The organism is Mesorhizobium sp. M0243, assembly GCF_040321775.1.
Taxonomy (GTDB): Bacteria; Pseudomonadota; Alphaproteobacteria; order Rhizobiales; family Rhizobiaceae; genus Mesorhizobium.
Map to the genome: position 1 here is coordinate 26,062 of NZ_JAMYSF010000022.1, position 26,243 is coordinate 52,304.

General features: G+C 61.0%; 32 protein-coding genes. 31 read left to right on the plus strand and 1 reads right to left on the minus strand.

The annotated features are described in order from the left end of the window. Window positions 1-30 precede the first annotated feature (30 nt). The 24 genes from NKJ11_RS24490 to NKJ11_RS24605 all read left to right on the plus strand — a co-directional run bounded on the left by NKJ11_RS24490 (window position 31) and on the right by NKJ11_RS24605 (window position 14,481). On the plus strand, window positions 31-234 hold the full coding sequence (locus NKJ11_RS24490; protein ID WP_352794449.1) for a hypothetical protein: 204 nt from the start codon (window positions 31-33) through the stop codon (window positions 232-234). Between the two features lie 176 nt (window positions 235-410). Then, window positions 411-677 carry a hypothetical protein gene (locus NKJ11_RS24495; protein WP_352794450.1) on the plus strand — a complete coding sequence of 89 codons (267 nt, stop codon included), beginning with the start codon at window positions 411-413 and terminating at the stop codon, window positions 675-677. Continuing rightward, on the plus strand, window positions 674-1,036 hold the full coding sequence (locus tag NKJ11_RS24500; RefSeq protein ID WP_352794452.1) for a hypothetical protein: 363 nt from the start codon (window positions 674-676) through the stop codon (window positions 1,034-1,036). Before NKJ11_RS24495 ends, NKJ11_RS24500 begins: the two co-directional genes overlap by 4 nt. After that, complete coding sequence (locus NKJ11_RS24505) at window positions 1,033-1,158, plus strand: hypothetical protein (RefSeq protein ID WP_352794454.1); 126 nt, start codon at window positions 1,033-1,035, stop codon at window positions 1,156-1,158. Before NKJ11_RS24500 ends, NKJ11_RS24505 begins: the two co-directional genes overlap by 4 nt. Window positions 1,159-1,186: 28 nt before the next feature. Further along, complete coding sequence (locus tag NKJ11_RS24510) at window positions 1,187-1,951, plus strand: hypothetical protein (RefSeq protein WP_352794456.1); 765 nt, start codon at window positions 1,187-1,189, stop codon at window positions 1,949-1,951. A 3-nt stretch (window positions 1,952-1,954) separates the two neighbouring features. Then, window positions 1,955-2,440, plus strand: a complete 486-nt coding sequence (locus NKJ11_RS24515; protein WP_352794457.1) for a hypothetical protein — start codon at window positions 1,955-1,957, stop codon at window positions 2,438-2,440. Further along, entirely contained in the window at window positions 2,437-2,673 is a 237-nt protein-coding gene (locus NKJ11_RS24520; protein WP_352794459.1) for a hypothetical protein, read from the plus strand. The genes NKJ11_RS24515 and NKJ11_RS24520 overlap by 4 nt, the downstream gene beginning before the upstream one ends. Before the next feature lie 2 nt (window positions 2,674-2,675). Continuing rightward, the gene (locus NKJ11_RS24525; protein WP_352794461.1) at window positions 2,676-2,855 is read left to right on the plus strand and encodes a hypothetical protein; all 180 of its coding nucleotides are present in this window, start codon (window positions 2,676-2,678) and stop codon (window positions 2,853-2,855) included. Next, on the plus strand, window positions 2,856-3,359 hold the full coding sequence (locus NKJ11_RS24530) for a hypothetical protein (RefSeq protein WP_352794462.1): 504 nt from the start codon (window positions 2,856-2,858) through the stop codon (window positions 3,357-3,359). Further along, entirely contained in the window at window positions 3,356-3,505 is a 150-nt protein-coding gene (locus tag NKJ11_RS24535; protein WP_352794463.1) for a hypothetical protein, read from the plus strand. Before NKJ11_RS24530 ends, NKJ11_RS24535 begins: the two co-directional genes overlap by 4 nt. 132 nt (window positions 3,506-3,637) lie before the next feature. Beyond that, on the plus strand, window positions 3,638-5,143 hold the full coding sequence (locus NKJ11_RS24540) for a toprim domain-containing protein (protein WP_352794465.1): 1,506 nt from the start codon (window positions 3,638-3,640) through the stop codon (window positions 5,141-5,143). Between the two features lie 346 nt (window positions 5,144-5,489). After that, window positions 5,490-5,777 carry a hypothetical protein gene (locus NKJ11_RS24545; protein ID WP_352794467.1) on the plus strand — a complete coding sequence of 96 codons (288 nt, stop codon included), beginning with the start codon at window positions 5,490-5,492 and terminating at the stop codon, window positions 5,775-5,777. After that, window positions 5,777-7,798 (plus strand): DNA polymerase, encoded by a 2,022-nt coding sequence (locus tag NKJ11_RS24550; RefSeq protein ID WP_352794468.1) that lies wholly within the window; start codon window positions 5,777-5,779, stop codon window positions 7,796-7,798. Before NKJ11_RS24545 ends, NKJ11_RS24550 begins: the two co-directional genes overlap by 1 nt. Window positions 7,799-7,832: 34 nt before the next feature. Next, a complete protein-coding gene (locus NKJ11_RS24555) occupies window positions 7,833-8,135 on the plus strand; it encodes a GIY-YIG nuclease family protein (protein ID WP_352794469.1) in 303 nt (100 codons plus the stop codon). A 24-nt stretch (window positions 8,136-8,159) separates the two neighbouring features. Beyond that, window positions 8,160-8,453 carry a hypothetical protein gene (locus NKJ11_RS24560; protein ID WP_352794471.1) on the plus strand — a complete coding sequence of 98 codons (294 nt, stop codon included), beginning with the start codon at window positions 8,160-8,162 and terminating at the stop codon, window positions 8,451-8,453. Window positions 8,454-8,461: 8 nt separating this feature from the next. Then, window positions 8,462-9,268, plus strand: a complete 807-nt coding sequence (locus NKJ11_RS24565) for a hypothetical protein (protein WP_352794473.1) — start codon at window positions 8,462-8,464, stop codon at window positions 9,266-9,268. After that, window positions 9,265-9,747 carry a hypothetical protein gene (locus NKJ11_RS24570; RefSeq protein ID WP_352794475.1) on the plus strand — a complete coding sequence of 161 codons (483 nt, stop codon included), beginning with the start codon at window positions 9,265-9,267 and terminating at the stop codon, window positions 9,745-9,747. Before NKJ11_RS24565 ends, NKJ11_RS24570 begins: the two co-directional genes overlap by 4 nt. Next, window positions 9,747-10,304 carry a deoxynucleotide monophosphate kinase family protein gene (locus NKJ11_RS24575; RefSeq protein WP_352794477.1) on the plus strand — a complete coding sequence of 186 codons (558 nt, stop codon included), beginning with the start codon at window positions 9,747-9,749 and terminating at the stop codon, window positions 10,302-10,304. The genes NKJ11_RS24570 and NKJ11_RS24575 overlap by 1 nt, the downstream gene beginning before the upstream one ends. Before the next feature lie 421 nt (window positions 10,305-10,725). Then, window positions 10,726-12,330 carry a portal protein gene (locus NKJ11_RS24580; protein WP_352794478.1) on the plus strand — a complete coding sequence of 535 codons (1,605 nt, stop codon included), beginning with the start codon at window positions 10,726-10,728 and terminating at the stop codon, window positions 12,328-12,330. Further along, on the plus strand, window positions 12,323-12,475 hold the full coding sequence (locus tag NKJ11_RS24585) for a hypothetical protein (protein ID WP_352794480.1): 153 nt from the start codon (window positions 12,323-12,325) through the stop codon (window positions 12,473-12,475). The genes NKJ11_RS24580 and NKJ11_RS24585 overlap by 8 nt, the downstream gene beginning before the upstream one ends. Further along, on the plus strand, window positions 12,472-13,287 hold the full coding sequence (locus tag NKJ11_RS24590; RefSeq protein ID WP_352794482.1) for a capsid assembly protein: 816 nt from the start codon (window positions 12,472-12,474) through the stop codon (window positions 13,285-13,287). The genes NKJ11_RS24585 and NKJ11_RS24590 overlap by 4 nt, the downstream gene beginning before the upstream one ends. 53 nt (window positions 13,288-13,340) lie before the next feature. Continuing rightward, on the plus strand, window positions 13,341-13,931 hold the full coding sequence (locus tag NKJ11_RS24595; RefSeq protein WP_352794483.1) for a carboxypeptidase: 591 nt from the start codon (window positions 13,341-13,343) through the stop codon (window positions 13,929-13,931). After that, window positions 13,928-14,215, plus strand: a complete 288-nt coding sequence (locus tag NKJ11_RS24600; RefSeq protein ID WP_352794485.1) for a hypothetical protein — start codon at window positions 13,928-13,930, stop codon at window positions 14,213-14,215. Before NKJ11_RS24595 ends, NKJ11_RS24600 begins: the two co-directional genes overlap by 4 nt. Further along, window positions 14,185-14,481 carry a hypothetical protein gene (locus NKJ11_RS24605; RefSeq protein ID WP_352794487.1) on the plus strand — a complete coding sequence of 99 codons (297 nt, stop codon included), beginning with the start codon at window positions 14,185-14,187 and terminating at the stop codon, window positions 14,479-14,481. Before NKJ11_RS24600 ends, NKJ11_RS24605 begins: the two co-directional genes overlap by 31 nt. Before the next feature lie 248 nt (window positions 14,482-14,729). Here NKJ11_RS24605 and NKJ11_RS24610 read toward each other — a convergent pair whose 3' ends face one another. Beyond that, the gene (locus NKJ11_RS24610) at window positions 14,730-14,864 is read right to left on the minus strand and encodes a hypothetical protein (protein ID WP_352794488.1); all 135 of its coding nucleotides are present in this window, start codon (window positions 14,862-14,864) and stop codon (window positions 14,730-14,732) included. Window positions 14,865-15,106: 242 nt separating this feature from the next. Between NKJ11_RS24610 and NKJ11_RS24615 the strand changes: the two genes are divergently transcribed. From NKJ11_RS24615 to NKJ11_RS24645, 7 genes are all read left to right on the plus strand, one after another. Next, complete coding sequence (locus NKJ11_RS24615) at window positions 15,107-16,039, plus strand: major capsid protein (RefSeq protein ID WP_352794490.1); 933 nt, start codon at window positions 15,107-15,109, stop codon at window positions 16,037-16,039. 78 nt (window positions 16,040-16,117) lie between these two features. After that, on the plus strand, window positions 16,118-16,705 hold the full coding sequence (locus NKJ11_RS24620; protein ID WP_352794491.1) for a phage tail tubular protein A: 588 nt from the start codon (window positions 16,118-16,120) through the stop codon (window positions 16,703-16,705). Continuing rightward, window positions 16,706-19,183 carry a phage nozzle protein gene (locus NKJ11_RS24625; RefSeq protein WP_352794492.1) on the plus strand — a complete coding sequence of 826 codons (2,478 nt, stop codon included), beginning with the start codon at window positions 16,706-16,708 and terminating at the stop codon, window positions 19,181-19,183. Next, a complete protein-coding gene (locus NKJ11_RS24630; protein ID WP_352794494.1) occupies window positions 19,183-19,647 on the plus strand; it encodes a hypothetical protein in 465 nt (154 codons plus the stop codon). The genes NKJ11_RS24625 and NKJ11_RS24630 overlap by 1 nt, the downstream gene beginning before the upstream one ends. A 2-nt stretch (window positions 19,648-19,649) precedes the next feature. Next, on the plus strand, window positions 19,650-20,195 hold the full coding sequence (locus NKJ11_RS24635; protein WP_502905816.1) for a virion core protein, T7 gp14 family: 546 nt from the start codon (window positions 19,650-19,652) through the stop codon (window positions 20,193-20,195). A 62-nt stretch (window positions 20,196-20,257) separates the two neighbouring features. Further along, entirely contained in the window at window positions 20,258-22,420 is a 2,163-nt protein-coding gene (locus tag NKJ11_RS24640) for a hypothetical protein (RefSeq protein WP_352794498.1), read from the plus strand. A gap of 58 nt (window positions 22,421-22,478) precedes the next feature. Then, a complete protein-coding gene (locus NKJ11_RS24645) occupies window positions 22,479-26,207 on the plus strand; it encodes a hypothetical protein (protein ID WP_352794500.1) in 3,729 nt (1,242 codons plus the stop codon). Window positions 26,208-26,243: the final 36 nt, after the last annotated feature.

The window sequence follows — 26,243 nt, forward strand, 5'->3', positions numbered from 1 at the left end:
CCTACGAAACATTCTCGAAGGATTTCACACATGAAGCAGAACATCACGATCCGCATGGGTGCTGCCCATCAGGACATCACTGTCGGCTCGGTTAACGTTGACCTGGCTGCCGCCTCCAAGACCGACCGCTATGAGGTTCGCAAGAGCCTGATCGAGGGCCTGAAGGAGAACGGCTACTTCGGCAAGAAGGAACAGCGCAAGGCCACCTTCCGCAACCGGAGGGCAGCCGCATGACCGGTGAAGAGTTCCTCCTATCCCTCGCACTCCAGATGATCATGATCCCGCTTGGCTTCTGGATTGGCTGGACCATCGGCGGCTTGTTGTTCGGTCGATGAGCATCGAATGGGCCACGGCGATCATCGCCATCGCAATCATCCTCACCTTCATCTCCGCAAACTGGAAAGACCCACATGCCCCGGCTTAACCGTGACGTGTTGAACACGGCCACACCCCGCGACGTCGCCATGGCGTCCATGACTGTCCTCGACCGACTGCAGGACTTCCGCCCCGAGATACAGATCATGGGCGCAGCAGCAGTCTTCCTCACCCTCGCAGACCACCTCGGCATTCCTGCTCAGGAAGCCTTCACGGTCACCAAGAACCTCATCAACGGGGACGACGGCAAGCGCGCCGAGTTCCGTGGCATCGACGCATACATGAAAGGCGAACTGAAATGAGCAAGATCAAAGCAGGCGACACCGTCCGTTGCATCCGCGCAACCGGCTCGCACTACAGACTGAGCCAGAACGCCACCTACATCGTGACCTCTTTTGACGGCAGGTACGTCCGCCTCGACGGCGTGGCCGGTGCCTACCTCGTCACCCGGTTCGCCCCGGTTGAGCCCGCGAAGACCGGCAAGGCCAAGAAGACCCCGTTCGGTCAGGTCAAGTCGGTCACTGTGAACACCTCGGACATCCACGACGTGCTGACCCAGTACGTCCGGTTCGGCCTCGGCATCAACGCCACGGTCGAGAAGATCATCGACAAGTTCCCTGAGGCTGTCGAGCTGGTCCTGAAGCACGAGGTCACCGCATGAGCTACCTGACCCTCGCCAAGTTTCACTGGAAGCGCGGTCGGCCGCTGCCGGTCGATCTCTTCATCAAGCTGACCGACCTGGGCTTCGACGTCGAAGCACTTGAACGCCACTACTCCGTCTAAATCCCTCCACTCACGAGACAATCGCACAATGGCAAACGATACCAAGAAGAAGCAGCTCCCCTCTTTCACGTCCCCGCGCGTGGTCTTCGTCTACCCGAAGCTCACCGAGCCGGATTACGGCAACAAGGACTTCCCGAAGCCGGATGGCGAATACAGCCTGAAGGGCAAAATGAGCACCGACACGCTCGACAAGTTCCTGGCCACCAAGAACAAGGATGGCGTCACCCTCAACGACCTCTACGAGGAAGCCCGCCGCGATGCCGAGAAGGCGTTCGCTGAGCTGAGCGTCAAGACCCGTAAGGAGTTCGAGAAGAAGAACATCACCGGCCCGGTCATGAACTCGCTGTTCGAGACCCTGTACGACAAGGAGACCGAGGAAGAGACCGGCGAGGTCTGCCTCAAGTTCACCAAGAAGGCCTCCGGTGTCGTGAAGAAAGGTCCGCGCGAGGGCAAGAAGTGGACGTCGGCTCCCGATATCTACGACGCTCGCGGCAAGAAGATGGCTGGCAAGCTGCCGAACATCTGGGGCGGTTCCGAGGGCAAGGTGTCCTTCGCGGTCTCGTCCTACTTCATCCCCGGCACGGCTGCTGCCGGCCTCAAGCTGATGCTCAACGGCGTCCAGATCATCGACCTCGTGTCGAACGGTTCGCGCTCCGCTGACAGCCACGGCTTCGGTGAAGAGGACGGCTACGGCTATGACCCGAGCGAGTTCGCTGACGAGAACGAAGGCGAGGACAAGTCCGACGCTGGCTCCGAGGGCGGCAAGGCCCCGGCAGGCGAAGACGACTTCTAAGCCTTGGCACGACGCAGTTTCCCGAAGCGGACCTCAACGCGGCAGATCGCTGTCGCCAAGGGGTTCCGCTCGGGTCTCGAAGATAAGGTGGCAGGGGAATTGGACACCGCGTCCGTCCGCTACACCTACGAGAGCTTCAAAATCACCTACGAGATACCGGCCCGACTGGCGAAGTACACACCTGACTTCCGCCTGCTCAACAACGGCATCATCGTGGAGACCAAGGGGCAGTTCGTCACGGCGGATCGCCAGAAGCACAAGCTGATCAAAGAGCAGAACCCTGATCTCGACATCAGGCTGGTCTTCAGCCGCTCAGGCACCCGCATCTCCAAGCAGTCCCAGACCACCTACGCCATGTGGTGCGAGACCCATGGCTTCCTCTATGCGGACAAGTCGATCCCCCAAGCCTGGATCGACGAGCCACCGACTGCCGGTCGCATGGAGGCCCTGAACGCAATCCTCAACACCCAAACGAAAGCGAAGAAATGAGCATCCTGTCCTCCATCGTGAACTTCATCAAGCGCGCCCCGTCGACCTCGAAGGCCATCGCCGGCTTCAACAAGGCCATCGCTGAGCTGGACGCCGTGGTCGAACACCACAACGTCAAGGCCGAGCTGCTCGACGCCCAGATCGCCGTGAAGGTCGCTGCCCAGGCTGCCGCCAAGGAAGCCGCTGCCGAGGCCGACAAGATCGCCAAGCGCATCCGCAAGCTGGTCGCCTGATCATGAAGACGGTCGCCATCATCCAGCTCACCCTGATCATCGCCGCGCTCTACGGCTGGGTCGTCAACCTGATCGACGTCATCCACGCGGCCACCTCGGGCTCACCGTTCACGACCATGCTGATCGTCCGCATCGTGGGCATCCCGGTGTTCCTGCTCGGCGCGATCCTCGGCTGGTTCTGATTGAACTTCGATAGCAAGGCTTGGACCGGTCGCGAGGCCGGCTCCAAGTCCTATCCGTCGGTCACCGAGCTGATCGACAAGTACCTTCCGCGCAAGACCCAGTCCGAGGTCTACGCGATGTCTCGGGTCTACGAGGCCCGGATCACCGACCTGATGCGGACCATCCACGACTACCACCTCCGCTGCGAGGCGATGGCCAAGCACATGGATGGCATGGAGAAGGAGTTCTACAGCCGGGTCGCATGGCCGGTCTCTCACGGTGTCTTTGATGCCGCCGTCGAGGTCCAACCGATGAACATGACCCAGTCCTACCAGATCGAGTGGCGTCCTGAGCCTTACCGCGCCCGCTACGTCATGCGGGACGGCGACCTGATCAACCAGCAGGACCACCCTCACTTGTTCGAGATGGTCTGCCGGCAGTTCGAGGAACACGTCACCCGAACGCTGATCCCGAAGCTGCGCAATGAGTTTGCCAAGCTCTACCCGGCGATGCGCCGCCGATGACCCAGTCCTACCTCGCAACCTACCGCCAGGAAGCCACCCGCGTCTTTCTCGAGCGGTGGGGCCGTATGAGCCCCGAAGAGCGGGCCGCATACATCCTCATGACCAGCCAGCAACAGCAGTTCCAGAACAATCCACCGCAAGGATGAATGCACGACACCGACAGTGAGTTTCTCCGCAAGGAGCCATGCCCAAAGTGTGGTTCCCGCGACAATCTCGCCCGGTACACGGACGGCCACGCTTACTGCTTTGGCTGCCGCCACCACGAACCCGGAGATAACATGACAGAACAGACCGAGGCGGCAGCGCCCCGGAACGTAGATTTCGTCCCCCCAGGCGAGCCCGCCGATTGGGCAAGCCGAGGCATCACACTCGAAAGCGCGCAGAAGTGGGGCTTCACCCGTTCGATCCTGAACGACCAGCCCGTCCGCTTGTTCAACTACCGAAACAGCGCGCAGCAACTCGTCTGGCAGAAGGTCCGCTTCCAAGGAAAGGACTTCCGGTCCAAGGGCAACAAGGAGGACATGTGCCTCTATGGCCAGTGGCTCTGGCGCGATGGCGGCAAGCGCGTCGTCATCGTCGAGGGCGAGCTGGACGCGATCTCTCTCAGCCAGATGCAGGGTCACAAGTGGCCTGTCGTCTCGATACCCAACGGTTGCGACGGTGCGGCCAAGGCTCTCCGTAAGAACCTCCAATGGCTGGAGCAGTTCGAGGAGATCGTCCTCATGTTCGACGGTGACGATCCCGGCCAGAAGGCAGTCGACGAATGCAAGCTGATCCCGTTCACACCGGGCAAGCTGAAGATCGCCTCGCTGCCTCTCAAGGACGCCAACGAGATGCTCATGGCGGGCCGCATCAAGGAGACCATCGACGCCATCTGGGGTGCCAAGGTCTACCGCCCTGACGGTCTCGTCGGGGTGTCGGACATCATGGGTGAGCTGCTCAAGCCGGTCACCTTCGGGCTGCCCTGGTGCTTCGAGGAACTGACCAAGCTCACCTACGGTCGGCGCGACGGCGAGGTCTATGGCTTTGGCGCCGGCACCGGCATCGGCAAGACGGACTTCCTGATGCAGCAGATCGCGTTCGATGTGGTCGAGCTGAAGCAGACGGTCGGGGCAATCTTCCTCGAACAGAAGCCCGTCGAGACCGCCAAGCGCGTGGCCGGCAAGATCGCTGGCAGGATGTTCCACGTTCCCGATGGGGGCTGGACAGCCGACGAGCTGACGCGGGCAGCCCAGGAGTTGGACGGGAAGGTCTTCTTCTACGACAACTTCGGGCAGACCGATTGGGAGCTGGTCAAGGGGCACATCCGCTACATGGTGGTGAGCCTCGGCATCAAGCTGATCTACCTCGACCACCTGACGGCCCTCGGTGAAGACGCCGAAGAGCTGGGCCTGATCATGAAGGAAATGGCCGGCCTCGCAAACGAGCTGGGCTGCATCATCCACTTCGTCAGCCACCTCGCGACACCCGATGGGAAACCTCACGAGGAAGGCGGGCGCGTCATGATCCGTCACTTCAGGGGCTCCCGAGCAATCGGCTTCTGGTCCTTCTTCATGTTCGGCATGGAGCGTGACCAGCAGAACGAAGACCCCATCATCGCCACCACGACCATCTTCCGCATCCTCAAGGATCGCTACACCGGACGGTCGACCGGCAAGACCATCAACCTTGGGTTCCACTCCGAGACCGGACGCCTGTTCGTCCGCGACGATGACCCGTTCAAAGACAAGGATGCCGAGACGCATGGCTTCTCGAATGAGAGCGATGACGAGACACCTTTCTAACCCCGAGCCCGGGTTCGGTCTTGGGGCGTTGATCCTCTCAGCCCTGCTGGTTCTGGCTTTGGTGTTCGATCACCCCAGGCCCCCAACAGCCCAACCCGGAAACGAATGTCGGGTCTGGGCGGGGCTCTATCTGCCCTGCTCGAAAGTCGGGCCGACCAACTATCCCGACGTGTGGCTGAGCGAGGGCCAGGACATCTGACCTTCGATCACACCAACGAGAACATCCCCTCAGCGCTGATCGTTCGGCGCGAGGGTTCCCGCCTAATCCTCCAAGGCAGAACTGCCACCATCGTCCTGTTCGCGGAAGCGTGGAGGGACGTGGTTGGAGCAATTCAAGAGGTAATGAATGGAATACCAGATCATCCAAAACCTGACGCAGCTCCTCCTCGCTGAGAAGGAAGAGAAGCGCCAGCTCTACAACCGCTACAAGCAGCTCGAACGACACAACGACGATCTCGCCGGCATGGTCATGATGGCCCAGGCCGACAAGCAGCGCGTCAAGGTGCTGGAGGGGGAGAACGCCAACCTCGACAAGATGGTGGCCAAGCTCCTCGACGAGAACATGGCGATTAAGGCCGAGATCGATTTGATGCGCCAGCCGCAGATGCTCGTACCGGGCTTCTACAAGGGCTGATGAGTTCGACCACCCTCGTCTTCGACATCGAGACGAACGGACTGATCCCAGAGATGACCACGATCCACTCGCTGGTCATCAAGAACACAGACACCGGCCAAATCTGGAGCTGCTGCAAGGAGTACGTCGGGGACACCGGCAACTCCATCGCCTTCGGCCTCCAGCTTCTCCAAGAGGCTGACGTCATCGTCGGCCACAACATCCAAGACTTCGACATCCCCGCGATCCAGAAGCTCTACCCGGCCTTCAAGCCGAGGGGCAAGGTTCGCGACACGATCATCATGTCCCGGCTGATGTACGCCGACATGAAGGACGCCGACTTCCGGCAAGAGAAGCGCCTCGGCATGGGGCGTTGGATCAAGAAGCACCTGTTCGCTCGGCACTCGCTGGAAAGCTGGGGCCAGCGCATGGGCATCTGGAAGGGTGACTACGGCGAGATCAAGAAGGCCGAGGCTAAGGAGCTTGGGCTGACCGGCCAGGAAGCAGTCGACTACGTCTGGGGCCACTGGTCCAAGGACATGCAGGACTACTGCGAGCAGGACGTCGAGGTCACCGACAGGCTCTGGCAGAAGCTGATCAAGAAGGGGTTCTCGGAAGAGAGCATCCAGCTTGAACATGACGTGCGCCGCATCGTGGCCCGTCAGGAAGCCTACGGGTTCGTCCTCGATCTCCGCAAGGTGCAGGACCTTCACGGCACCCTGGCTCAGCGCAAGGCTGATCTGGAGAAGTTGCTGCAGGCCGAGTTCAAGCCTTGGTTCCGCAACCTCGGGCCGAAGACCCCGACTATCGATCGCTCAGTCCAACAGAAGCATCTCAAGCCGGTCGGCTACGAGAAGAACAAGAAGGGCGAGTCCAAGCTCGACAAGGAAGGCAACCGCAAGCCGATCTATCCGAAGATCCATTATTCGACGGATGCGCCCTACACCGAGGTCAAGCTGGTCCCGTTCAATCCGGGTTCGCGGCAGGACGTCGCTGACCGTATGCGGAAGCTGTTCGGCTGGAGGCCCACGGAGTTCACCTCCGATGGTCACCCCAAGGTCGACGACGAGACGCTCAAAGGTCTCTCCTACCCGTCTGCAAAGGTCCTCTGCGAGTACTTCGTCGTTCAGAAGCGCATTGGCCAAGTCGCGGAAGGCAAAGAGGCCTGGCTGCGGCATGAGGTCAACGGTCGGGTCCACGGCAAGGTAGCCACCAACGGCGCGGTCACGGGTCGCATGACCCACTCCAAGCCGAACATGGCCCAGGTCCCCGGCATCTACGACAAGAAGACCGGCGAGAAGTTGCCATACGGCTTCGAGTGTCGGGAATGCTGGACGGTTGGCAAAGGCAAGAAGCTCGTTGGCTGTGACGCGGATGCGTTGGAGCTGCGTGATCTGGCCGGCTACATGGCTGCCTACGACGGTGGCGCGTACATCAAGACGGTCCTCGAAGGCAACAAGGCCAACGGCACCGACATGCACACCATCAACGCGAAAGCGCTGGGGTGCAGCAGAGACGTCGCCAAGGTCTGGTTCTACGCCTTCATCTACGGATCGGGCGACGAGAACCTGGGCAACATCCTCGGGATCACCTCGTCGAAGGCCAAGGCTATCGCAGCCGGCAAGCTGTCACGTCAGAAGTTCCTCGCGGCACTTCCGGCTCTCGGCAAGCTGTCGGAGGCAGTCCAGCGCAAGGCCAAGACCCAAGGCTGGATCAAGGGGCTCGACGGTCGCATCCTCATGGTGCGCTCGGCACACGCTTCACTGAACACGCTCCTGCAGTCCGCTGGTGCCATCCAGATGAAGCGCGCTCTGGTCATCCTAGACAACAACCTTCAGGCGCTCGGGCTGGTCCCAGGCGTCCATTACGAGTTCGTCGTGAACGTCCACGATGAGTGGCAAATCGAGGTCGATGAAGACAAAGCAGAGCTGGTGGGGAAGGAAGCGCAGGACGCAATCCGACTTGCTGGCGAGTACTACAAGTTCCGCTGCCCTCTCGCCGGTAACTCCGTCGTGGGAGCGAACTGGGCCGAGACACACTAAGGCCCCTCAGAACGCGCCGGGGTTCGTCTACATCATGGCGAACCCTGCGTGGCCTGGGCGAAGCAAGGCAGGCTTCGCGAAGGACCTTAAGAACCGCATCCGTCAGGCCAACACCAACGATCCTGACCGTGCCTACTACTTCCATGAAACGAGGAGATTTGATGATCGGAAACAAGCTGAAGCAGTTCTTCACGAGCTGCTGGCTGGCTATCGCATCGCCGGCACCGAGTGGTTCGAGCTACATCCAGACGATGCAGCCGGTATGCTACGGGGGCTCCATCGCCGGGTTGCTGCAGAAGGCAGACCGGGAGGCGATGCAGGAAGCTCTGACGAATAAATACGGCATCAGGGAAATCGACTGATGGCCTGCACGATGGGCGTGGGCTGCGACGAGTACGGCGTTTGCTACGCTGCCGCCCACGGTCAACCTGACAGGTGCGGTCAAGAGGAAGCCCCGTCCCGGTACGTCGTCAAGGACATCGACACCGGCCACTACCTCCAGAGCATGTTCGGCGGTCTCAGAGCCCGCAGCGCGGACATCAACAAGGCTGACGTGTTCGACCGCAAGATCACCGCAGGGGTTGTCGCAGACCATCACACAACCAGGGCCTACCGCTACATCGTGGCCCCTGTCCGCATCACCGAAGTCCAATAGGAGAACAATTGAGAACACTGCTGATCGACGGGGACATCCTCGTCGTATCGACTGGAGCTGCCCTTGAGGTCGAGACCGACTGGGGCGACGATGAATGGACCCTGACGTGCGACGTCAAGGAAGTTAAGGCCACCATCCTCCATACCATCAAGCGCCTTGAACGGGACCTCGACGCCGACGCTTCGGTGATCACCCTGTCGAAAGGCGAGACGTTCCGCCACCAGCTCTACCATGGCTACAAGAAGGGCCGCGCCCGCAAGCCAGTTGGAACCAATGAGGTGAAGCGCTGGCTCATTGAGGAACACGGGGCGAAGTTCAAGCCCGGTATCGAGGCCGACGATGTCATGGGCATCCTCGCGACCAACCCTCGGATCATTAAGGGCGAGAAGGTCATCGTGTCCCAAGACAAGGACATGCTGACGATCCCCGGCCTGATCTATCGGAATGGCGAGATCGTCAAGGTCACACCGGAAGAGGCCGAGCTGAACTGGCTCACCCAGACCCTGACCGGCGACACCACGGACGGTTATCCCGGCTGCCCAGGAATGGGACCGGTGACCGCCAAGGACGCTCTCGTTCGTCGCATCGGGCTTGAAAGCTACGATCACACCATCGAGCGCGGCAAGCGCAAGGGCGAGACCGAGACCCGCTGGAAAGAGATCGACGTGCCAACACTCTGGGATGTGGTTCTCCACCAGTTCGCTCGTGCCGGCCTGACCGCTGACGACGCCCTCCTGCAGGCTCGACTGGCCCGCATCCTCCACAACGACGACTACGACCACGCAAAGAAGGAACCGATCCTCTGGACCCCGTGAAGCCTACCATCTACCTCGACCTCGACGGCGTTCTCGCTGATTTCGACCTGGGCGCTGGCCTGATCCTCGGCACCGACAACATCTACAAGTGGGAGTTCATCCACGGCCCTAAGGCGTTCTGGGAGAAGCTCGACGCCTACCCCAACTTCTTTGGCTCGCTGCCGCTGAAGTCCGACGCACCGACCCTCTGGAACGCGGTGAAGAAAGCCAAGCCGGTGATCCTGACGGCGCTCCCCAAGGTAGGTGCCGAAGCGGTCGAGCTGCAGAAGCGGGCCTGGGTAAAGCACTACCTCGGTGAGGACGTCGAGGTCATCTGCTGCCAGACCAGCGACAAGCCTCAGTTCTGCTCGCCGGGTGACGTTCTGGTCGATGACCGTGCCGTGAACCGGGAAGCATGGGAGGCCCTCGGTGGCCACTACGTGCTGCACACCTACTCGGCTGGTTCGGTCCAGCTCCTGAGAGCCCTCGGGTTCATCTGATGGCTGATCGTCTGATCGCCTTGTCGGGGCCTGCGGGTTCCGGCAAGTCGGTTGCAGGATCACACCTCGCGGACACACACGGGTTCACTCCCGTCAAGTTCGCTGGACCGCTCAAGGATATGGTGCGGGCATTCTACCGGGCAGCCGGCTTGACCAACGAGGTCGAGATCGAGCGTCGGATCGAGGGAGACCTGAAAGAGGAACCCTGCCCATACCTCAACGGCTGCACACCGCGTCACGCAATGCAAACCCTGGGGACCGAGTGGGGCCGCGTGTGCATGGGACAGAACTTCTGGATCAACGCATGGGCTCGCAAGGTCGACAGCATCGCCGGCCCGGTGGTCACCGACGACTGCCGGTTCGACAATGAGGCCGAGACTGTTCGGGCTATCGGCGGGGACGTCGTCAGGCTCAAGCCAAAGGTTCACCGTAGGAAGACTTCGAGCCACGCCGCTGAGGCCGGTATCGGGGAAGACTGGGTGACCCATACGGTGAAGAACGATGGGACTATCGACGACCTTCGGGTCAAAGTGACAGGCATTGTGGGCGGTGAATAGGTTGCCCACTAGCACTACGGAGGGGTTTCTGGCTCCTCCGCCAGTCACTCGGGAATTGCTGGCGTACCTTCGACAGGTATTTCGCAACAAGCTTCCCGATGATCCATCGGTTTCCGACCGTGAGCTTGGGGCTTTGATCGGAGAACAGCGGGTGATCAATCACCTCGCAGCAGCCCTCCACAATCAGGAAGAAGACCTACTCACAGATGTGCTTAAGCAAGCCCAAGATTGAGAAGGCCGACCCCGTCGCGCCACCTCCTCCCCCGCCCAGTGACAAGCCTTTGGCCCCTGTCCTGAACGAAACATCCCGCGCTGCCAATCAGGAAGGCGCGAACGCAAACGCTGCCCGCCGTGGCCGCAAGTCACTGACCATCCCGCTGGCTAGAACCGGTGGGTCGGGCATCAACATTCCGCAGTAATCTTGGCCGAACCGACAATCACTGTCTCGGCTAAGGCACTCTACGAACAGCTAGTCACCGACAGAGACCCGTATCTCAAGCGGGCTCGTCGGGCTGCTGAACTGACGGTCCCATACCTGTTCCCCAAAGAGGGCACGACTGGGTCTGCAGACTTCGTAGAGCCTAACCAAGGTCTCGGCGCTCGCGGCCTCAGGTTCCTCGCTTCCAAATTGAGCCAGAGCCTGTTCCCCATCAACGCGCCTTTCTTCAAATACGAAATTGACGACATCGCCCTCCAGGACCTGACCAAGGCCGACGACAAGAGGGGCGAGATCGAGAAGGCCCTTAGCGCCCGTGAACGCGCCGTTCTCAGTGAGATGAACGGTTCCATGTTCAGGCCTGTCGCCTTCGAAGCCTGCCGACAACTCGTGCTGGCCGGCAACTACATGATCTTCATCCCGAAGAAGGGGAAACCCCGCGGATTTAGGCTCACCTCCTACGTGGTCAATCGCGACCCGGCTGGCAATGTCCTCGACATCGTCATCAAGGAGCAGATTGCCCGCGTTGCCCTTTCGGAGGACATCAAGTCCAAGATCAACGGCCCAGACACTGAGGCTGCCCAGAAGGACAAGGAAGCGACGGTCGACGTCTACACGTTGATCACGCTCGATGACGCCTCCAGCCAATACCTCGTCACCCAAGAGATCGACGGCGTCCAGATTGACGGCGAGTACTCGGGATCATACCCGAAGGACAAGCTGCCCTGGCTGCCCCTGCGTTTCACCTATGTGGAAGGCGAGGACTACGGTCGCGGCTTCGTTGACGAGTACATTGGCGACCTCAATTCCCTCGACGTCCTGACCGAAGCATTACGGGACGGCACTGTGCAGGGTGCAAAGGTCGTCTGGATCGTCAGCCCGAACGCTAACGTGCGTGTCGAGAAGCTGGCAAAGGCTGAGAATGGTGGGTTCGTCCAAGGTGACATCAACCAAATCCAGGCCCTCAGGCTCGACAAGGCCAACGACATGGCTGTGGCCGAGCGGTTCATCCAATCGCTCACCGAACGGCTCTCCTTCGCCTTCCTCCTCAACACCTCCGTCCAGCGGAAGGGTGAGCGGGTTACGGCAGAGGAAATCCGGTACATGGCCGGCGAACTCGACCAAGGCCTCGGCGGCGTCTATTCGCTGCTCGCTGAAGAGTTCCAGCTCCCCGTCGCCCGCTTGTTCGAGGCGCGCATGGAGTTCGTTCGCAAGGTGCCTCCACTTCCCAAGGAGATCACCTCCACGACCATCGTTACGGGCCTCGACGCCCTCGGTCGCGGCAACGATCTGCAGAACCTCGACAGCTTCCTCGCTGGCGCCGCCCAACTCGGTGGCCCTGAAGCAATCGGCCGATACGTCAACCTCGGTGAGTACTTCAAGCGCCGTGGTGCTGCACTTGGCATCGACATGGGTGGCCTCATCCGCACGGATCAGGAAATCCAGGCAGCCGATCAAGCCGCCATGCAACAGCAAATGCTCCAGCAGCTCGGTCCCCAGGCAATCGCTCAGATGGGCGGTATAGCCAAGGAGGGCATGAAGCAGGACGCACAACCCTCACAAGCCACGACAGGAGAACAGAATGGCTGATGAAACACAGACCCCCGAGCCGGTAGCGGAGATTGCACCGGAGGCTTCGAAAGAGCCGGTAACCAAGACCAAGGCGAGAGCCAAGGACAAGACCCCGGCGAACCATGAGGTTCTCCTGAGCGGCAACACGTTGGTGTCGTATTGAGCGTCGAGACCATTCAGGTCCAGGCTGCTCAGCCGACCGCAGACGAAAGCGCTGCTGCCCTCGCGGCTGCCGCTGCTGCTGCCCCTACGAACGAGGCTGAGGCTCGCGCCAAGATCGACGCTGAGAAGGCTGCTGCTGAAGCGCCGGCCCGCCCCGAATGGCTCGACCCCAAGTTTCAGTCTCCCGAGGACATGGCTAAAGCCTATGCCGAACTGGAGAAGAAGCTAGGCGCTCCGAAGGAAGAGCCCAAGCCGGAAGACAAGGCCGAGGACAAGCCGGAAGAGAAGAAGGCCGACGAGACCCCTAAGAAGGCCTCCGAGGTTGTCGCTGACCTGAACGCCAAGTTCCTCGCTCAGGACGGCAAGCTCACCGACGCCGACTACGCCACAGCCGAGGCCATTGGTCACGACCGCGCAACCGTCGACAGCTACATCGCTGGCCAGCAGGCGCTTGCCGAGATCGCAACGCAGCGCATCACCTCCGCAGCCGGTGGCAAGGAAAGCATGGACCGCATGTTCGCATGGGCGTCCACCTCCATCCCGGCAGCCGAGATTGAAACCTTCAACAAGTCATTCGAAGGTGCTGACGTGAACGCTGCCGTCATCGCGATGGAACAGCTCAAGAGCAAATACGAAGCGGCCAATGGCAAGGACCCGACACTGATCGGCGGCAAGCCAGCAGCCAATGCCTCTGACACGTTCACGAGCTGGGCCGAGGTCCAGACCGCCATGGGTGACGAGCGCTACGGGCGCGACCACGCCTACCGGACGAAGATCGAGCAGAAGCTCGCTCGGTCCAACAACATCCGCTAACGGACACGGCCCCCACCTCTGCACGTCAAGTGGGGGCCATTTCAAAGGACACCATGAACCGCCTAGCATTCTTCGCTGCGGTGCGTTCTGCGTTCGGCCCGCTGGCTGCCACTCAGGTAGCTGGCTTCACGTTGATCCTCGATCAGGCCGAGAGGGTCAAGACACCCCTCGACCGTCTCTCCTACATGCTCGCAACGACCTACTGGGAAACCGGCAGGACGATGCAGCCCGTGGCCGAGGCCAATTGGATCAAGAACGCCGAGGCTTGGCGCAAGACGCACCTCCGCTACTGGCCCTTCTACGGTCGCGGCTACGTCCAACTGACGTGGGACTACAACTACAAGAAGGCCTCCGACTATTTCCGCACGGTCCTCGGGATCAACGTGGACTTCGTCAAGAACCCCGAGCTGGTCATGCGCCCCGAGTACGCGGTGATCATCCTGTTCGTCGGCATGGAGCAAGGCTGGTTCACCGGCAAGAAGCTCGCTGACTACATGGATGGCATCGACGAGGGTGACGTGGAAGACCTCCGCGAGTTCGTCGAAGCACGGCGCATCATCAACGGCGTCGACAAGAAGGTTGAGATCGGCAAGATCGGCCTGACCTTCGAGAAAGCTCTCCGCGCCTCGGGTTACGGCAAGTGAACCATATCAAGTCGAGCAGGCGCACCTCCAAGATGTTCCTGCTCGGCAACACGGGGCTGGCCTGGGGTCTCGCTTTCTACAGCCTCTACACCAATCAGGGGACCGCTGCAGTGGCATCGTCACTGGCGCTGATTGGTTCCCTCTACGGGGCCTATGTCGGTGTCGGTCACATGGACTACCGCCGCTTCCTCAACTTCTTCAACGGACAGGAGACAGGCCTATCATACCCAGGGTCTATGCCTACCTCGCCGGATTGCTTGCCGTCCTCGCCCTCATCGGCGTGATCTACGGCAAAGGCCGGCTTGACGCCAAACACGCAGCCGAGACGGCTCTCCTTAAGGGGAACCTGAAGGTTGCCGAGATGAACCTGAAGAACGAGCAGGACGCTCGCACTCAGGACGCCATCCTCGCCACCGAGGCAGCCAATCGCAGTGCTGCCCTAACCAACAAAATCGACGAGCTGAACCAGTATGTGGACACGCTTCAAGATCGCGATAGCGTCTGCCTTAGTGGCACTGACACTGAGCGGTTGCGCGACCTCTGGAAATAGGATCGCACCTACCTACCCCGTGCTGCCGGCTGACCTTCGGGTCTGTTTCAGCACGTCCGTCGCACCGCCTTCCTCGGGCGTGATGACGAAGAAGCGGGTGATGAACCTCATTGCCGCGCTGAAGAAATCGGAGAGCGAGAAGACCGACTGCGGCAAGCGCCTCATCGCCTTCTACGACAGTCTCTCCCACTGAGGGTGCCCGCTGACGAGGCCGAAATGTCGTAGCGACTGACCCCCGTAAGGGGTCCCTAGTCGGGTGAATAGATGTTCCAGCCCGAGCCATTGAGCAGCAAGATAATCAAGATGGCGATGATGATCACCGGGCCGAGGGCATTCCCGAAGCCTTCGAGAAATCTGCTCAAAACATCAAGGAACCGGCGCATTACTTTCCCCCTGCGCTCTCCTCTTAACGCCTAAGACCGCAATCCACAATTCCCGACGCCTGTTCTGACAGATCACACCCCTCTTTAGGCGGTGATCAAGGAACCAAGGAAGTCTCACCAGAAGACAACTTGGAGACCCGCCAACCGCACCTGAGGGTGTGGAAGCCGGACAATCCCAATGAAGCTTCCAGTGCTGCTCCGAGGTCCGCGCAAACCTCAGAACAAACACGGGAAATACCAATATGGCCAATGGTGGCATCGTATCTAACCTCGGTCAGGCAAACGGCACTGGCGACGTCCAGGCGAACTTCGTCAAGGTCGCAACCGGAGAAATCCTGACTGCATTCGCTCGCACTGTCGAGTTCGCGGACAAGCACATGGTCCGCAACATTTCGGAAGGCAAGTCCGCTTCCTTCCCCGTTACCGGTCGCACCTCGGGTGCCCGCTATCACACGCCGGGCGATCAGGTCCTCGGCACGATCACGAAGTTCAACGAGCGCGTCATCACCATCGACGACCTCCTGTTGACCGACTACTTCACCGCCAACATCTACGAGGCGATGAACCACTTCGAGACCCGCTCGGAGATGACCAAGCAGCTCGGTGAAGAGCTTGCCCAGGCGTACGACCGCAACGTCGCTCGCACCATGATCCTGACGTCGCGCGGCACGAACGTTGTCGACGGCCTGCCGGGTGGTGGCAAGATCGTCAACGCCGCCCTCCTGACGGACAGCGATAAGATGGCTGCGGCCTTCTTCGACGCGGCTGCCGTTCTGGATGGCAAGTACATCCCGGCTGAGCGTTCGGCTGCCCTGAAGCCGGTGCAGTACTACGCTCTGGCCCAGAACACCAAAGTCATCAACAAGGACTGGGACGGCAAGGGTTCGTACTCGGACGGTAAGGTCTTCAAGATCGCGGACATCCCGGTCTTCAAGTCGCTGAACCTCCCGAACGGCACGAACGTGACGACCGGCCCGGCCAAGTACCAGGGCGACTTCACGAACACCGCTGGCATCATCTTCAACAAGGGCCTCGCTGGCACCGTGAAGTTGCTCGATGTCGCTATCGAGAGCGAATACATGGTCTCGCGTCAGGGCACCCTGATCGTCGCCAAGTACGCTGTCGGTCACGGCGGTCTCCGTCCGGAATGCGGTCTGGAGCTGGCTACGGCCTAATCCATCCACACCATCACAGAAACCGGGGCTCCTTAGGGGGCCTCGGTTTTTTTCGTTCAACTCTCCACTGGAGGACAAATGGCCAACGGCCTGACCCCACTGACAGAGCTTGAGGCGATCAACGAAATCCTCGCGACCAGCTCTGAGAGCCCTGTGTCGACCCTTGAGGAGAACCAGGTGATCGACGCCTCGCTCGCCATGAATACCCTTCGGGCTACCTCGGTCGAGGTCCAAACCGTTGGCTGGAACTTCAACAGGGAAGAGGCCGTAAGCCTGTCCCCTGACCAGAGCGGAGAGGTAATTCTTCCCCCGAACGTCCTGAGGATCGATACCTCGGGCGAAAGCGCGGCCACCAACGCCGTGCAGCGCGGCCAGCGTCTCTACGACAAAGGCAACCGCACCTACCAATTCACCGGCAACGTGACGGTCGATTGGGTCCTCGGTCTCGATTTCGAGGAACTCCCGTCCACTGCCCGCATGTACATCACGATCAGGGCCGCTCGGAAGTATCAGGACCGGTACTTCGGTGACCAGTCGACCCACTCCTACAGCGCCGTGGACGAGCAGCTCGCTCGCGCCACCATGCTGGACGAGGAGATGGATAGCTGTGACGCCAACATGCTGTCCGACAGCCAGTTCATGATCAAGCTCCGGGGCCGCAGCTAAGTGGCTAAGGTCTCTGGCTCGATTGCCAACTTTGCCAACGGGATCAGCCAGCAAGCAGTAGCCCTGCGGCTGGCGACCCAAGGCGAGGTCCAGACGAACGCCTACTCCACCATCGTGGATGGCCTTAAGAAGCGCCCTCCGACACAGTTCAGGGCTGCCCTCGGGCCTGCCTTTGCGGCGAACGTCTACACCCACCAAATCAACCGTGACGCCTACGAGCGATACGAGGTCCTCATGACCCCGGCTGGCATCCGCGTGTTCGATCTCGAAGATGGGAATGAATACGCGGTAGCTGCCCCGAAGGGTTACGGCTATCTGGCCTACAGCGCGTCCGCCTACAAGCGTCCCCCTTATCGCGCCCTGACGGTTGGCGACTACACCTACATCACGAACCAGACGATCAAGGTCGAGATCTACCCCACGATTGTCGAACAGGTCTCCCCGAGCGAGGCCATCGTTAACGTCCTGGCCGGCAACTACGGCAAGCTCTACACGATCACCGTCAACAACGTGAAGGTCGCTGAGTACCGGACACCGGACGGCCAGAGCGCCGCTCAGTCACCCTCCGTAGACGTCTCCTACATCGCCCGCCGTCTTGCCACTGGTGAGACCATCGTGATGGAGAACACGGCCAACGATAAGCCGAACGGCAACTGGACGTGGAAGGCAACCGACACCAACCTCGCTGCCAACGGCATCACTGCCGCCAACGGCTGGACGGTGAAGGTCTTCAAGTCGACGATCTACATCAAGAAGAACGACGGTGCAGACTTCAGCATCGCGGTCGACGATGGCTACAACGGCAACGCCATGAAGGCCATGCGCAAGACCGTGCAGGACTTCGCTGATCTGCCGGCCTACTGCGAGGATGACGTCGCCATCGAGATCACCGGCTCCGTCGGGACCGAGTTCGACAACTACTTCGTCCGGTTCGACCGGCAGGATGCCAACTCCTCCATCGGCGTCTGGCGGGAAATCCCCAAGCCGGGTGTCCAGAAGGCCCTCAAAGCCTCCACGATGCCGCACGTTCTGATCCGTCAGGCAGATGGCACGTTCAAGTTCGACGAGGCCACATGGGACCTCCGCAAAGCCGGCGACGATAAGATCGCCCCTGGCCCGTCGTTCGTGGGCGAGAAGATCAACGAGGTGCTGTTCTTCAAGAACCGCCTTGGCTTCCTCGCTGGCGAGAACGTCATCCTGTCCCGTGCCGGGAGCTACTTCGACTACTGGCGCTCGACCGCCACCGCACTGCTCGACGATGATCCCATCGACGTGGCAGCGACCGACAACGGCGTCTCGGTGCTTCGCAGCGCTGTGGCAGCCTCCGACCGACTGGTGCTGTTCGCGGACCAGACGCAGTTCACCCTCATGGGCAACGAGCTGCTGACCCCAAAGACCGCCTCGATCCGGCCCTCGACGTCATTCCAGGCGTCCCGTCAGGCTCGCCCTGTACGCGCCGGCAACTCGATCTTTTTCCCGGTGGAACGTGGCCAATTCACCATGATCCGCGACTACAAGATCGACGTGAACACCGGCCTCGCTGACGCTGTGGACACGACCGGACATGTGCCTCAGTACATCCCAGGCACGGCCCTGAAGATCGCCGCATCGACCCATGAGGACATCCTTCTGGTGCAGGCTGAGGGCGACCCTTCGGCGCTCTACGTCTACAAGTACTATTGGTCGAACGATCAGCAGCTACAGTCGAGCTGGTCCCGGTGGACGTTCCCCGGCGTGACTGCAATCCTCGACATCGGCTTCATTGACAGCCAGCTCATCATGGTCGTGAACCGTGGACTGCAGGCATATATCGAGGTGATGGAAATCCAGCCGGCTGGCGTTGATCCAGACGTCCGGTTCGTCATCAACATCGATAGGCGCTTCCGTGTCGAGGACTACGACACTCGGGTCTATGATCCCTACGCCGATACGACGACAGTCCCTGTTGACCACAACATGGCCGAGGCCGACTACATCTGCGTCACCGCAGGGGCGATAACGCCCGTCCTTGAACCTGGACTGAAGATCAGCATCCTGTCCAAGACGCCTTCCACGGTGGTCTTGCAGGGCGACATTAGGAACGTCCCGCTCTACTTCGGCACGACCTACGAGACGCGCTACGGGCTCTCCACAATCTTCATCCGCCAGGAAAGCCGTGCGGGTGGTGTGTCGGTGACAACTGAGGGTCGGTTGCAGCTCTTGCAGCTCATGATCCAGTACTCGAACAGCGCCTATTTCCGTGTGGAGATCACCCCCATGTCTCGCGACACAAGGGCATATTTCTCCAGCGGCAGGCTCATGGGTGATCCGGCAAACCGGGTCGACACCATCAACCTCGCTGACGGAAGCTTCAAGGTCCCCGTGTTGTCGAAGAACGACCGGGTCAAGATCGAGATCGTGAACGACAGCTACCTCCCGTCCTGCCTGCTCTCAGCAGAGTGGGTCGCCAACTACGTCCAGAAATCGCAAAGGATTTGATGATCACAATTCGCAGGGCCAAGGTGGCCGACGCTATCTTCCTAGCCCCGCGATTGCGGTCAGCAGACCGAGACGAATGCAAGGCAGCCTTGGGCATGGAGCCCGAGGTTGTCCTGCCTCTTCTGGTCCAGCAGGGCAACTACGTATGGGCCGGCGTTGAGCCATCAGGCGAGGTCTTTGGCCTCTTCGGTGTCGATCCGGTCCACAACAATCCCCACCTCGGGATCGTTTGGATGGTCTCTTCACCAGCCATCACGAAATACCGTCGAGAGCTGATTGGCCTCACCCCTAAGTGGCTCAAGAGGCTGCACAGGGTGCGCCCGCTTCTCGGCAACCATATCGACGCACGAAACACCACGCACATCCGCTGGCTCAAGCGCATGGGCTTCTCATTCCTGAGGACCCATGACGAGTTCGGCGTTGAGAAGCGTCCTTTCCACGAATTTGCAAGATTGAGGTCATAACGATGTGCATCGGCGCAGTCGGAATGGCTGTTGCTCAGTTCGCCCTGTCCGCTGCCAGCACCGTCGCCGGCTTCGTCGGCCAGTCGCAGCAGGCTGAGGCGCAGCAGCAATATTACAACAACAACCGGATCGCGGCGAACAAGGCTGCGGTCAACACCTATGCGGCCAACCAGAACCGCGCCCTACAGGAACGCAAGGCTGCCTCTCAGGAGACCCAGCAGTTGCAGACCGACGCCATGCGCGCTCGATCCACGGCAGAAGTTGCCGCTGGTGAAGCCGGCGTATCGGGCCTCTCGGTTGACGCCTTGATTGGCGACTACTTCGGTCAGCAGGGCCGCTACGAGCGAACCCTCGACAACAATTACCAGATGCAGGCCGACTATCTCCGAGGCGAGATGGACAGCACCCAGGCGCAGGCCGAGGGTCGCATCAACTCCGTTCAACAGGGCCAGAAGCCGTCGTTCGCTGACGCCGCCATCCGCATCATGGGTGGAGGTCTCGAAGCCTTCGGTGGCTACCAGCGCGCCAAGCAGCAGGGATACGCCTAATGCCTCAGGGTAGAGTTCAAGCTCCCGATCTGCAGTCGAACGTCAGGCTCGCGCCGGCACCGATGCAGTCGGACACCTACGCCCCTCCCCCGCAGCCGGCCAAGAACGAGAACCTGTTCCGTCTGGCTGATGCTCTTGGGGCCTTCTCGGGCTCCGTTGGGAACCTCGTCGGCCTGACCGGCAGGACTTCCAAAGAAGACCGAGCCAAGGAAGATGCGGCGTTCCAGATGCACATCGCCGGCCAGACCCTAGCGCAGACGCGCAAGGACATCGCTGACGGCAAGATGATGGTCACCGACGACAAGATCGCCAATGCGGCCCGTCAGTCGGTCTATGGTGGCAAGTGGGCGGAAGGCCTTGCGGCTGACACCGACGCTGAGCTGCAGACCAGCTTCGATTGGGACAACGGGAACCCGGAAGAGTTCCTCGCCAAGAAGTTCCAAGAGAGCATCGACAAGAGCGGCCTGACCGACCCGAACGCCCTCTCGGCTGCCGGCAAGGCATGGGACGGCTACAAATCTTCGGTGCTTGCCAAACAGCAGAAATACCGCACCGACCGCGTGAATCAGTCCAACACGGACACGGCCTTCACCGTCATCAGCGACAGCGCCAACGCCTCGATCTCCAAGGGTGACGATCCCCAAACGTTCGCCGCCAAGCTCAACACGGTTCGCGGTACGCTGGGCGTCAAGGGCTCCCTCGGGGTCAACGACGAGACGCTCGACAACGAGTACCTCAACGCGGCCTCCAGGCTGGCCTCCACGAGCCCTGAATACGCCGTGGCTATGCTGGACGCCGAGTACAACGGACGCTCTGGAAAGACGTCCCTGTCCTCACAGCGGGCTTACCGCGACAAGGTCTTGGCCATCAAGGCTGAAGCTGCGAAGGCCATTGGCGTCCGCGACGACAAGAACCAAGAGCTGGAGATCGATCGGCAAGCTGACAGCCTCCTGGCTGATGGCAAGCTCGACCGGGTCACGGACACGACTTGGTACGATCACGCTGGCGAACAGAAGACCAAGCCTGCCGAGACGATCAGGAAGGAAGCGCTCAACCGCTACCTCGACAAGTCTCAGCAGATCGCTCAGGCCAACAAGGAGACGCCCGATCAGACAATGTCTCGGGAACTCCGCAAGGCTCAGCAGTCCGGTCTCGACCATCCCGGCCTCAAGGCAATCGTCTCGGGCATCTCCAAGTCCGCTTCGGTGGATCTTGGTCAGGACCCGCAGGCGCTCTCGGGCGTGATGGACAAGGTCAAGGTCGCGAGGTGGCTCTACAACACCTCCAAGAACACATACATGTCCTACCTCGACGAGGCTGACCGTGACTTCATGGAAAGCTTCATGATCGGCAAGGACGACCTCACCGGCAAAGACGGCCGGCAGATGTCCGATCAGGCTGCGCTGGAGTTCGCTGTGCGGACCTCCCAGCCGGTACAGGTCGACGGCCTGAACTTCACCCGCGATCAGAACGACAAGATCGACAGTTCGGTGAAGAACATCGCCACGCAGGATGGCTGGTTCGGCACGAGCATCGGCAGCGGCCTGACCCCTTGGAACTCGGCGGCTGCTCAGCAGCGTGTTGCGTCCATCGCCAAGCGCCTAGTGCGTGGTGGCCTGGATCAGGACAAGGCCGTCACTGTCGCAATCGACAGCGTCAAGCGCAACTCGATCACCTACAACGGGACGCTTCTGGAGCTGGGCAACAAGGCCCTTCCAGACAACTACAAGCCGGCGCTGGATGGCATCATCGGGGACTTCGCAACGGAGAACCCAGGTGTCCTGAAGGACCACGACATCGCGACCAGCGACATCACCATCATGCCGGCCCAGGACCTGAACCGCTCAGGCGGGCGCTTCCTGCTGACCGACAAGAACACCGGCCAGCCGCTGATGGATGACAAGACGGGAGAGCCCTACTTCGTCACACTGAAGACGATCCGCCAGCGCGGCGAGAACATGAAGTCCACGGCTGACGCTAAGTCTGCTCATGACATCTCGGTCCACGGTGCAGCCAAGACCCACGGCCTCGTCCCTGCCAAGGCAGAAGATGGCAACGGCACGATCTGGATCAACCCAAAGACCCGCGAGGCCTTCGACGTGACGGTGCCCGAACCGGGTGCCAAGCCTGTCATCAAGAAGCTTGGCAAGCGCGTCCGCAAGGATGGCCCGGTCTATGACGACAACGGCTTCACTCCACCCACCTTCGGCGGCGCAAACCGCTAACTCCTAGGAGGCCCTCGGCACACCACCGGGGGCCTTTCCATTTCACCCATGAGGAACAATGAACGACGAACTTAGGAACGCCATCATCGAGCAGTCAAAGCGTATCGGAGCTGACCCGCTCGATTTCGCGACGGCCATCTCGTATGAGACTGGCGGCACATTCGACCCGTGGAAGAAGGGTCCGACGACCCAGTGGGGCCGACACGAAGGCTACATCCAGATGGGTGAGCCACAGCGCCAGAAGTACGGCTACGCCAAGGGCAGGTCGATTTCGGAGCTGGTCGCGGCCTCAGCCGATTACATGGTCGACAACGGCTTCAAGCCGGGCATGGGAATGCACCAGTTCTATGCCACGATCAACACCGGCAGCCCCAACGGCGGCGGCAAGACCGACGAGAACAACGGCGGCGCTCCCGGCACCTCCGACGAGAAGGTTGACACCCAGATGGCTGGGCACCGCAGGAATGCGGCAGCTCTCCTTGGTGGCACCTTCAACGAGGCCCCTCAGTCATCCCCGAGCAACGGGTCGGCTGACATTGGCACGACCTCCGTTGAGGTTACTGAGTGGCGCACCAACACCCCGCGCGCCCCTGAAGTTGAGACCGCCGAACCCGGCTGGTGGCAGCTCCAGAAGGACGCCTACAACACCCAACAGACGCTGCCCTGGCTGGCAGTGCAGAACAAGCAACTCGCCCCTGACCCGAACTGGTCGCTGGCCGAGAACCGCATCAAGCCTGATCTGGAAGCACGGGGCATCCCGTCGTCCGAGATCGAGCGCTATGCACCTCGTCTCGCCAGTGTCTCGGAGGCCGACTATCAGGACAACCTGAGCCGCGTTAAGTCGGACTGGGACGCCAACGTCAGGCTCTCCAATGCTGGCTTCGCCGGCACAGCCCTGAGCATGGTCAACTCGATGCTCGATCCGGTCGCCCTTGGTGCCGACATCATGGCATCCACGGTGGCGCCAGAGCTGGTCCTTGGCAATCGCGCTAAGCGTCTCGGCAGGGTCCTTGAAGGGGCTATGGCTGGTGCCGCTGGTGGCGCTGCCTCCGTGGCGATCAACGCCGCGGTCAACCCTAACGTCTCCCAATCAGACCTCTTCGCAGCGACCGTCTTTGGCGCTGGCGTGGGTGGCGCTGTCGGGCACCTGTTTGGTCGCCCCGAGACCACGTTCGAAGGAGCCCAGCTCCAACGCGCGGGACGCAAAGCCGCCGAGGCCCATGAGGGTGTCGACATGGCTGGCTCCGTGGGTGCCGCTAAGGCTGCCGTGACCAAGCTGTTCCTCGACGAGAAGGGCCTCGGGCTCCTCGACGGGCGCGACTTCGACAAGACGTTCGCTGGCTCCATCCGCCCCGACCTGTCAGCTCGCTTGCAGCAAGATGACAACGTTCTGGTGAAGGCCGGCGCTGGTCTCGTGCAGGATGGCACCGGCAAGGCCAATGGCGCAATCAACGGCTTCGCGGCCTCCGAGGATCAGGTGCGGCTCTTTGACGAGAAGCGCATCATTGAGGCTCAGACCTACGGCCCGCAGCTCGCGGACTACGCCAAGCGCCAGAAGGGTCTGAACAAAGCCCAAATCGAGCGCAACTTCAACAATGAGGTTCACGCCTACATCACCGACCGGGTTCCTGGCCGAGGCGACCGCTACGACGCTGCCGTGGTCAAGATGGGCAACAAACACGCTGAGCTGTACGCCGACGCGCTGAAGCTCCAGCAGAACCCCTACGCTCGGGAAGGCATCGAAGACGCTCGCCCAGTCCTCGGGGCCGACAGCATCCCGACCGACCCCCACTATGCCCCACGCTACTGGGACAGCAACGCGATCATCGCGGCAGTCAACGAGTTCGGCGTTGCCCCTATCGAGAACCTCATCGGCAGGGCAATGAAGTCCGCGAATACGGCGCTCGCTGACGACCTGATCGAACGCACCTCCAAGGCTTTCACAAAGGCCATCGTCGACCGGGCTCACGGCCTGGAAGACGTCTCGACGCACGTCCTCAGCCGGGACCAGCTCGACACCCTCGTCGAGATGCTGGAAGGTCACTATGGGCTCGACCCTAAGGACGCTGAGGCGCTGAAGTACGAGTTCGGCAAGACCAAGGCTAAGGACGCCGGCAGGGACGGCCACAACAAGGCTCGCCTCCTGCTGGACGAGAAGATGTCCCTCGACAACGTCGCCAACAAGCACGGCGTCATGAGCGAACGTGGCATCAGCATCTCGGACCTCGTGGTCACGGACGCTCGGCAGAACTTCACGCGCTACATGCGCAATGCCACCGGTCGCGTGGCGCTCGCCCGATACCGCTTCAAGGACCCTCAGACAGGGGAACTCCTGATCAACGGCTTCACGAGCGACCGCGAGTTCAACCAGTACATCACCAAGGTCAAGCAGAAGAACGCCGACCTGATCTCTCAAGGCAAGATCACCAAGGCCCAAGCGACTGCCGGTGTGGAGCGTCTGGAGTACGCCTATGCGTCAATCCTCGGTCGGCCAACAAGCGCCATGGAGGCGACCAGCGCAGGCTGGTTCCTCAGGATGGTCAGGAAGTACAACTTCTCACGCATCATGAACCAAGTCGGCTTCGCCCAGGTCTCCGAGATCGGGGCACCTATCGCGTCCCTCGGCTGGAAGGCTGCACTCTCGCAGGCACCGGCCCTCAGGCGTGTCGTGACGGACGACGGGGCATCGCTCCTGAAGTCTGGCCTCGGCAACGACGTTGAGGCGATCATGGGCGTAGGCGCTGACCGGCTGCTGCACACCTCCGACTACCGTATCGACGAGTTCTCCGGTGGCCTTCATGGCGAGCCGACGTCGAGCTGGAAGGAGTTCGTGGAGAACAAGCTGAACAAGGCCAACAAGATCACCTCGGAAATCTCGGGGCTGATCCAGGCTAACGTCATGCTGGAGCGGTGGACCGCCAAGGCCATCGTCCAGAAGTTCTCCGACATGGCCCACAACGGGGGCAAGGGAATGTCAGCTAAGCGGCTGGCCGACCTGGGCCTCAGCAAGGACATGACCGACCGCATCCTGAAGGAGTTCACGACCGACGGAAACTTCGAACACGAGGTAGGCTTCATCACGGGCCGCAAGGTCACCCGCGCTCACTTCGACAAGTGGGCAGACAAGGAAGCTCGCGAGGCGTTCATCTCGGCAGCACACCGGCTGTCTCGTCAGATCATCCAGAAGAACGACATCGGCAACATGACCAAGTGGATGTCTCATCCGCTGGCCAAGGCCCTCATGCAGTTCCGCACGTTCATGGTCGGATCGTATGGCAAGCAGACCCTCAAGGTTGCCCGTATGGTCCACGACAAGGATTACCTGGCTGCATCTCATCAGCTCGTGATGACCACAGCCTTCGCGGCTGCCGGCTACATCATGCAGATGAAGGCTCAGGCCATGCTGCGCTCGGACGGGGACAAGTTCCTCGAAGAGCGACTGAACCCGAAGAACCTCGCTGCTGCTGCCTTCTCTCGGGCCGGCGCTTCCTCGATCATTCCGATGCTCGTGGATACCGGACTGGGCATGACGGGCCAGGACACCCTGTTCTCCTACACCCGCTCGACGGGTCAGGCGAGCAACATGTGGCTTGGCAACCCGACCTCAGGTGGCCTCGACGACCTGTATCAAGCTGGCCGCTCTCTGGCTGGCATCGCCCGCGATGGCGACTGGTCACAGGACGAGGCCCGCAAGGTCGCCCGCGTCGTGATGTTCGGCAACTCTCTCCCCATCGTCATGGGTCTCAACGGCTGGATCAGCGGGCTCCCCGAGCGCGCCCCCCACTAACCCTTACCGGCACCCCTCAACAAGGCCCTCGGCTAA

What these genes read in the sequence shown, in the direction of transcription:
- NKJ11_RS24490 (WP_352794449.1), top strand. Translation starts at nt 31, where the DNA reads ATGAAGCAGAACATCACGATCCGCATGGGTGCTGCCCATCAGGACATC.
- NKJ11_RS24495 (WP_352794450.1), top strand. Translation starts at nt 411, where the DNA reads ATGCCCCGGCTTAACCGTGACGTGTTGAACACGGCCACACCCCGCGAC.
- NKJ11_RS24500 (WP_352794452.1), top strand. Translation starts at nt 674, where the DNA reads ATGAGCAAGATCAAAGCAGGCGACACCGTCCGTTGCATCCGCGCAACC.
- NKJ11_RS24505 (WP_352794454.1), top strand. Translation starts at nt 1,033, where the DNA reads ATGAGCTACCTGACCCTCGCCAAGTTTCACTGGAAGCGCGGTCGGCCG.
- NKJ11_RS24510 (WP_352794456.1), top strand. Translation starts at nt 1,187, where the DNA reads ATGGCAAACGATACCAAGAAGAAGCAGCTCCCCTCTTTCACGTCCCCG.
- NKJ11_RS24520 (WP_352794459.1), top strand. Translation starts at nt 2,437, where the DNA reads ATGAGCATCCTGTCCTCCATCGTGAACTTCATCAAGCGCGCCCCGTCG.
- NKJ11_RS24525 (WP_352794461.1), top strand. Translation starts at nt 2,676, where the DNA reads ATGAAGACGGTCGCCATCATCCAGCTCACCCTGATCATCGCCGCGCTC.
- NKJ11_RS24535 (WP_352794463.1), top strand. Translation starts at nt 3,356, where the DNA reads ATGACCCAGTCCTACCTCGCAACCTACCGCCAGGAAGCCACCCGCGTC.
- NKJ11_RS24540 (WP_352794465.1), top strand. Translation starts at nt 3,638, where the DNA reads ATGACAGAACAGACCGAGGCGGCAGCGCCCCGGAACGTAGATTTCGTC.
- NKJ11_RS24545 (WP_352794467.1), top strand. Translation starts at nt 5,490, where the DNA reads ATGGAATACCAGATCATCCAAAACCTGACGCAGCTCCTCCTCGCTGAG.
- NKJ11_RS24550 (WP_352794468.1), top strand. Translation starts at nt 5,777, where the DNA reads ATGAGTTCGACCACCCTCGTCTTCGACATCGAGACGAACGGACTGATC.
- NKJ11_RS24555 (WP_352794469.1), top strand. Translation starts at nt 7,833, where the DNA reads ATGGCGAACCCTGCGTGGCCTGGGCGAAGCAAGGCAGGCTTCGCGAAG.
- NKJ11_RS24560 (WP_352794471.1), top strand. Translation starts at nt 8,160, where the DNA reads ATGGCCTGCACGATGGGCGTGGGCTGCGACGAGTACGGCGTTTGCTAC.
- NKJ11_RS24575 (WP_352794477.1), top strand. Translation starts at nt 9,747, where the DNA reads ATGGCTGATCGTCTGATCGCCTTGTCGGGGCCTGCGGGTTCCGGCAAG.
- NKJ11_RS24585 (WP_352794480.1), top strand. Translation starts at nt 12,323, where the DNA reads ATGGCTGATGAAACACAGACCCCCGAGCCGGTAGCGGAGATTGCACCG.
- NKJ11_RS24595 (WP_352794483.1), top strand. Translation starts at nt 13,341, where the DNA reads ATGAACCGCCTAGCATTCTTCGCTGCGGTGCGTTCTGCGTTCGGCCCG.
- NKJ11_RS24610 (WP_352794488.1), bottom strand. Translation starts at nt 14,864, where the DNA reads ATGCGCCGGTTCCTTGATGTTTTGAGCAGATTTCTCGAAGGCTTCGGG.
- NKJ11_RS24615 (WP_352794490.1), top strand. Translation starts at nt 15,107, where the DNA reads ATGGCCAATGGTGGCATCGTATCTAACCTCGGTCAGGCAAACGGCACT.
- NKJ11_RS24620 (WP_352794491.1), top strand. Translation starts at nt 16,118, where the DNA reads ATGGCCAACGGCCTGACCCCACTGACAGAGCTTGAGGCGATCAACGAA.
- NKJ11_RS24630 (WP_352794494.1), top strand. Translation starts at nt 19,183, where the DNA reads ATGATCACAATTCGCAGGGCCAAGGTGGCCGACGCTATCTTCCTAGCC.
- NKJ11_RS24635 (WP_502905816.1), top strand. Translation starts at nt 19,650, where the DNA reads ATGTGCATCGGCGCAGTCGGAATGGCTGTTGCTCAGTTCGCCCTGTCC.
- NKJ11_RS24640 (WP_352794498.1), top strand. Translation starts at nt 20,258, where the DNA reads ATGCAGTCGGACACCTACGCCCCTCCCCCGCAGCCGGCCAAGAACGAG.
- NKJ11_RS24645 (WP_352794500.1), top strand. Translation starts at nt 22,479, where the DNA reads ATGAACGACGAACTTAGGAACGCCATCATCGAGCAGTCAAAGCGTATC.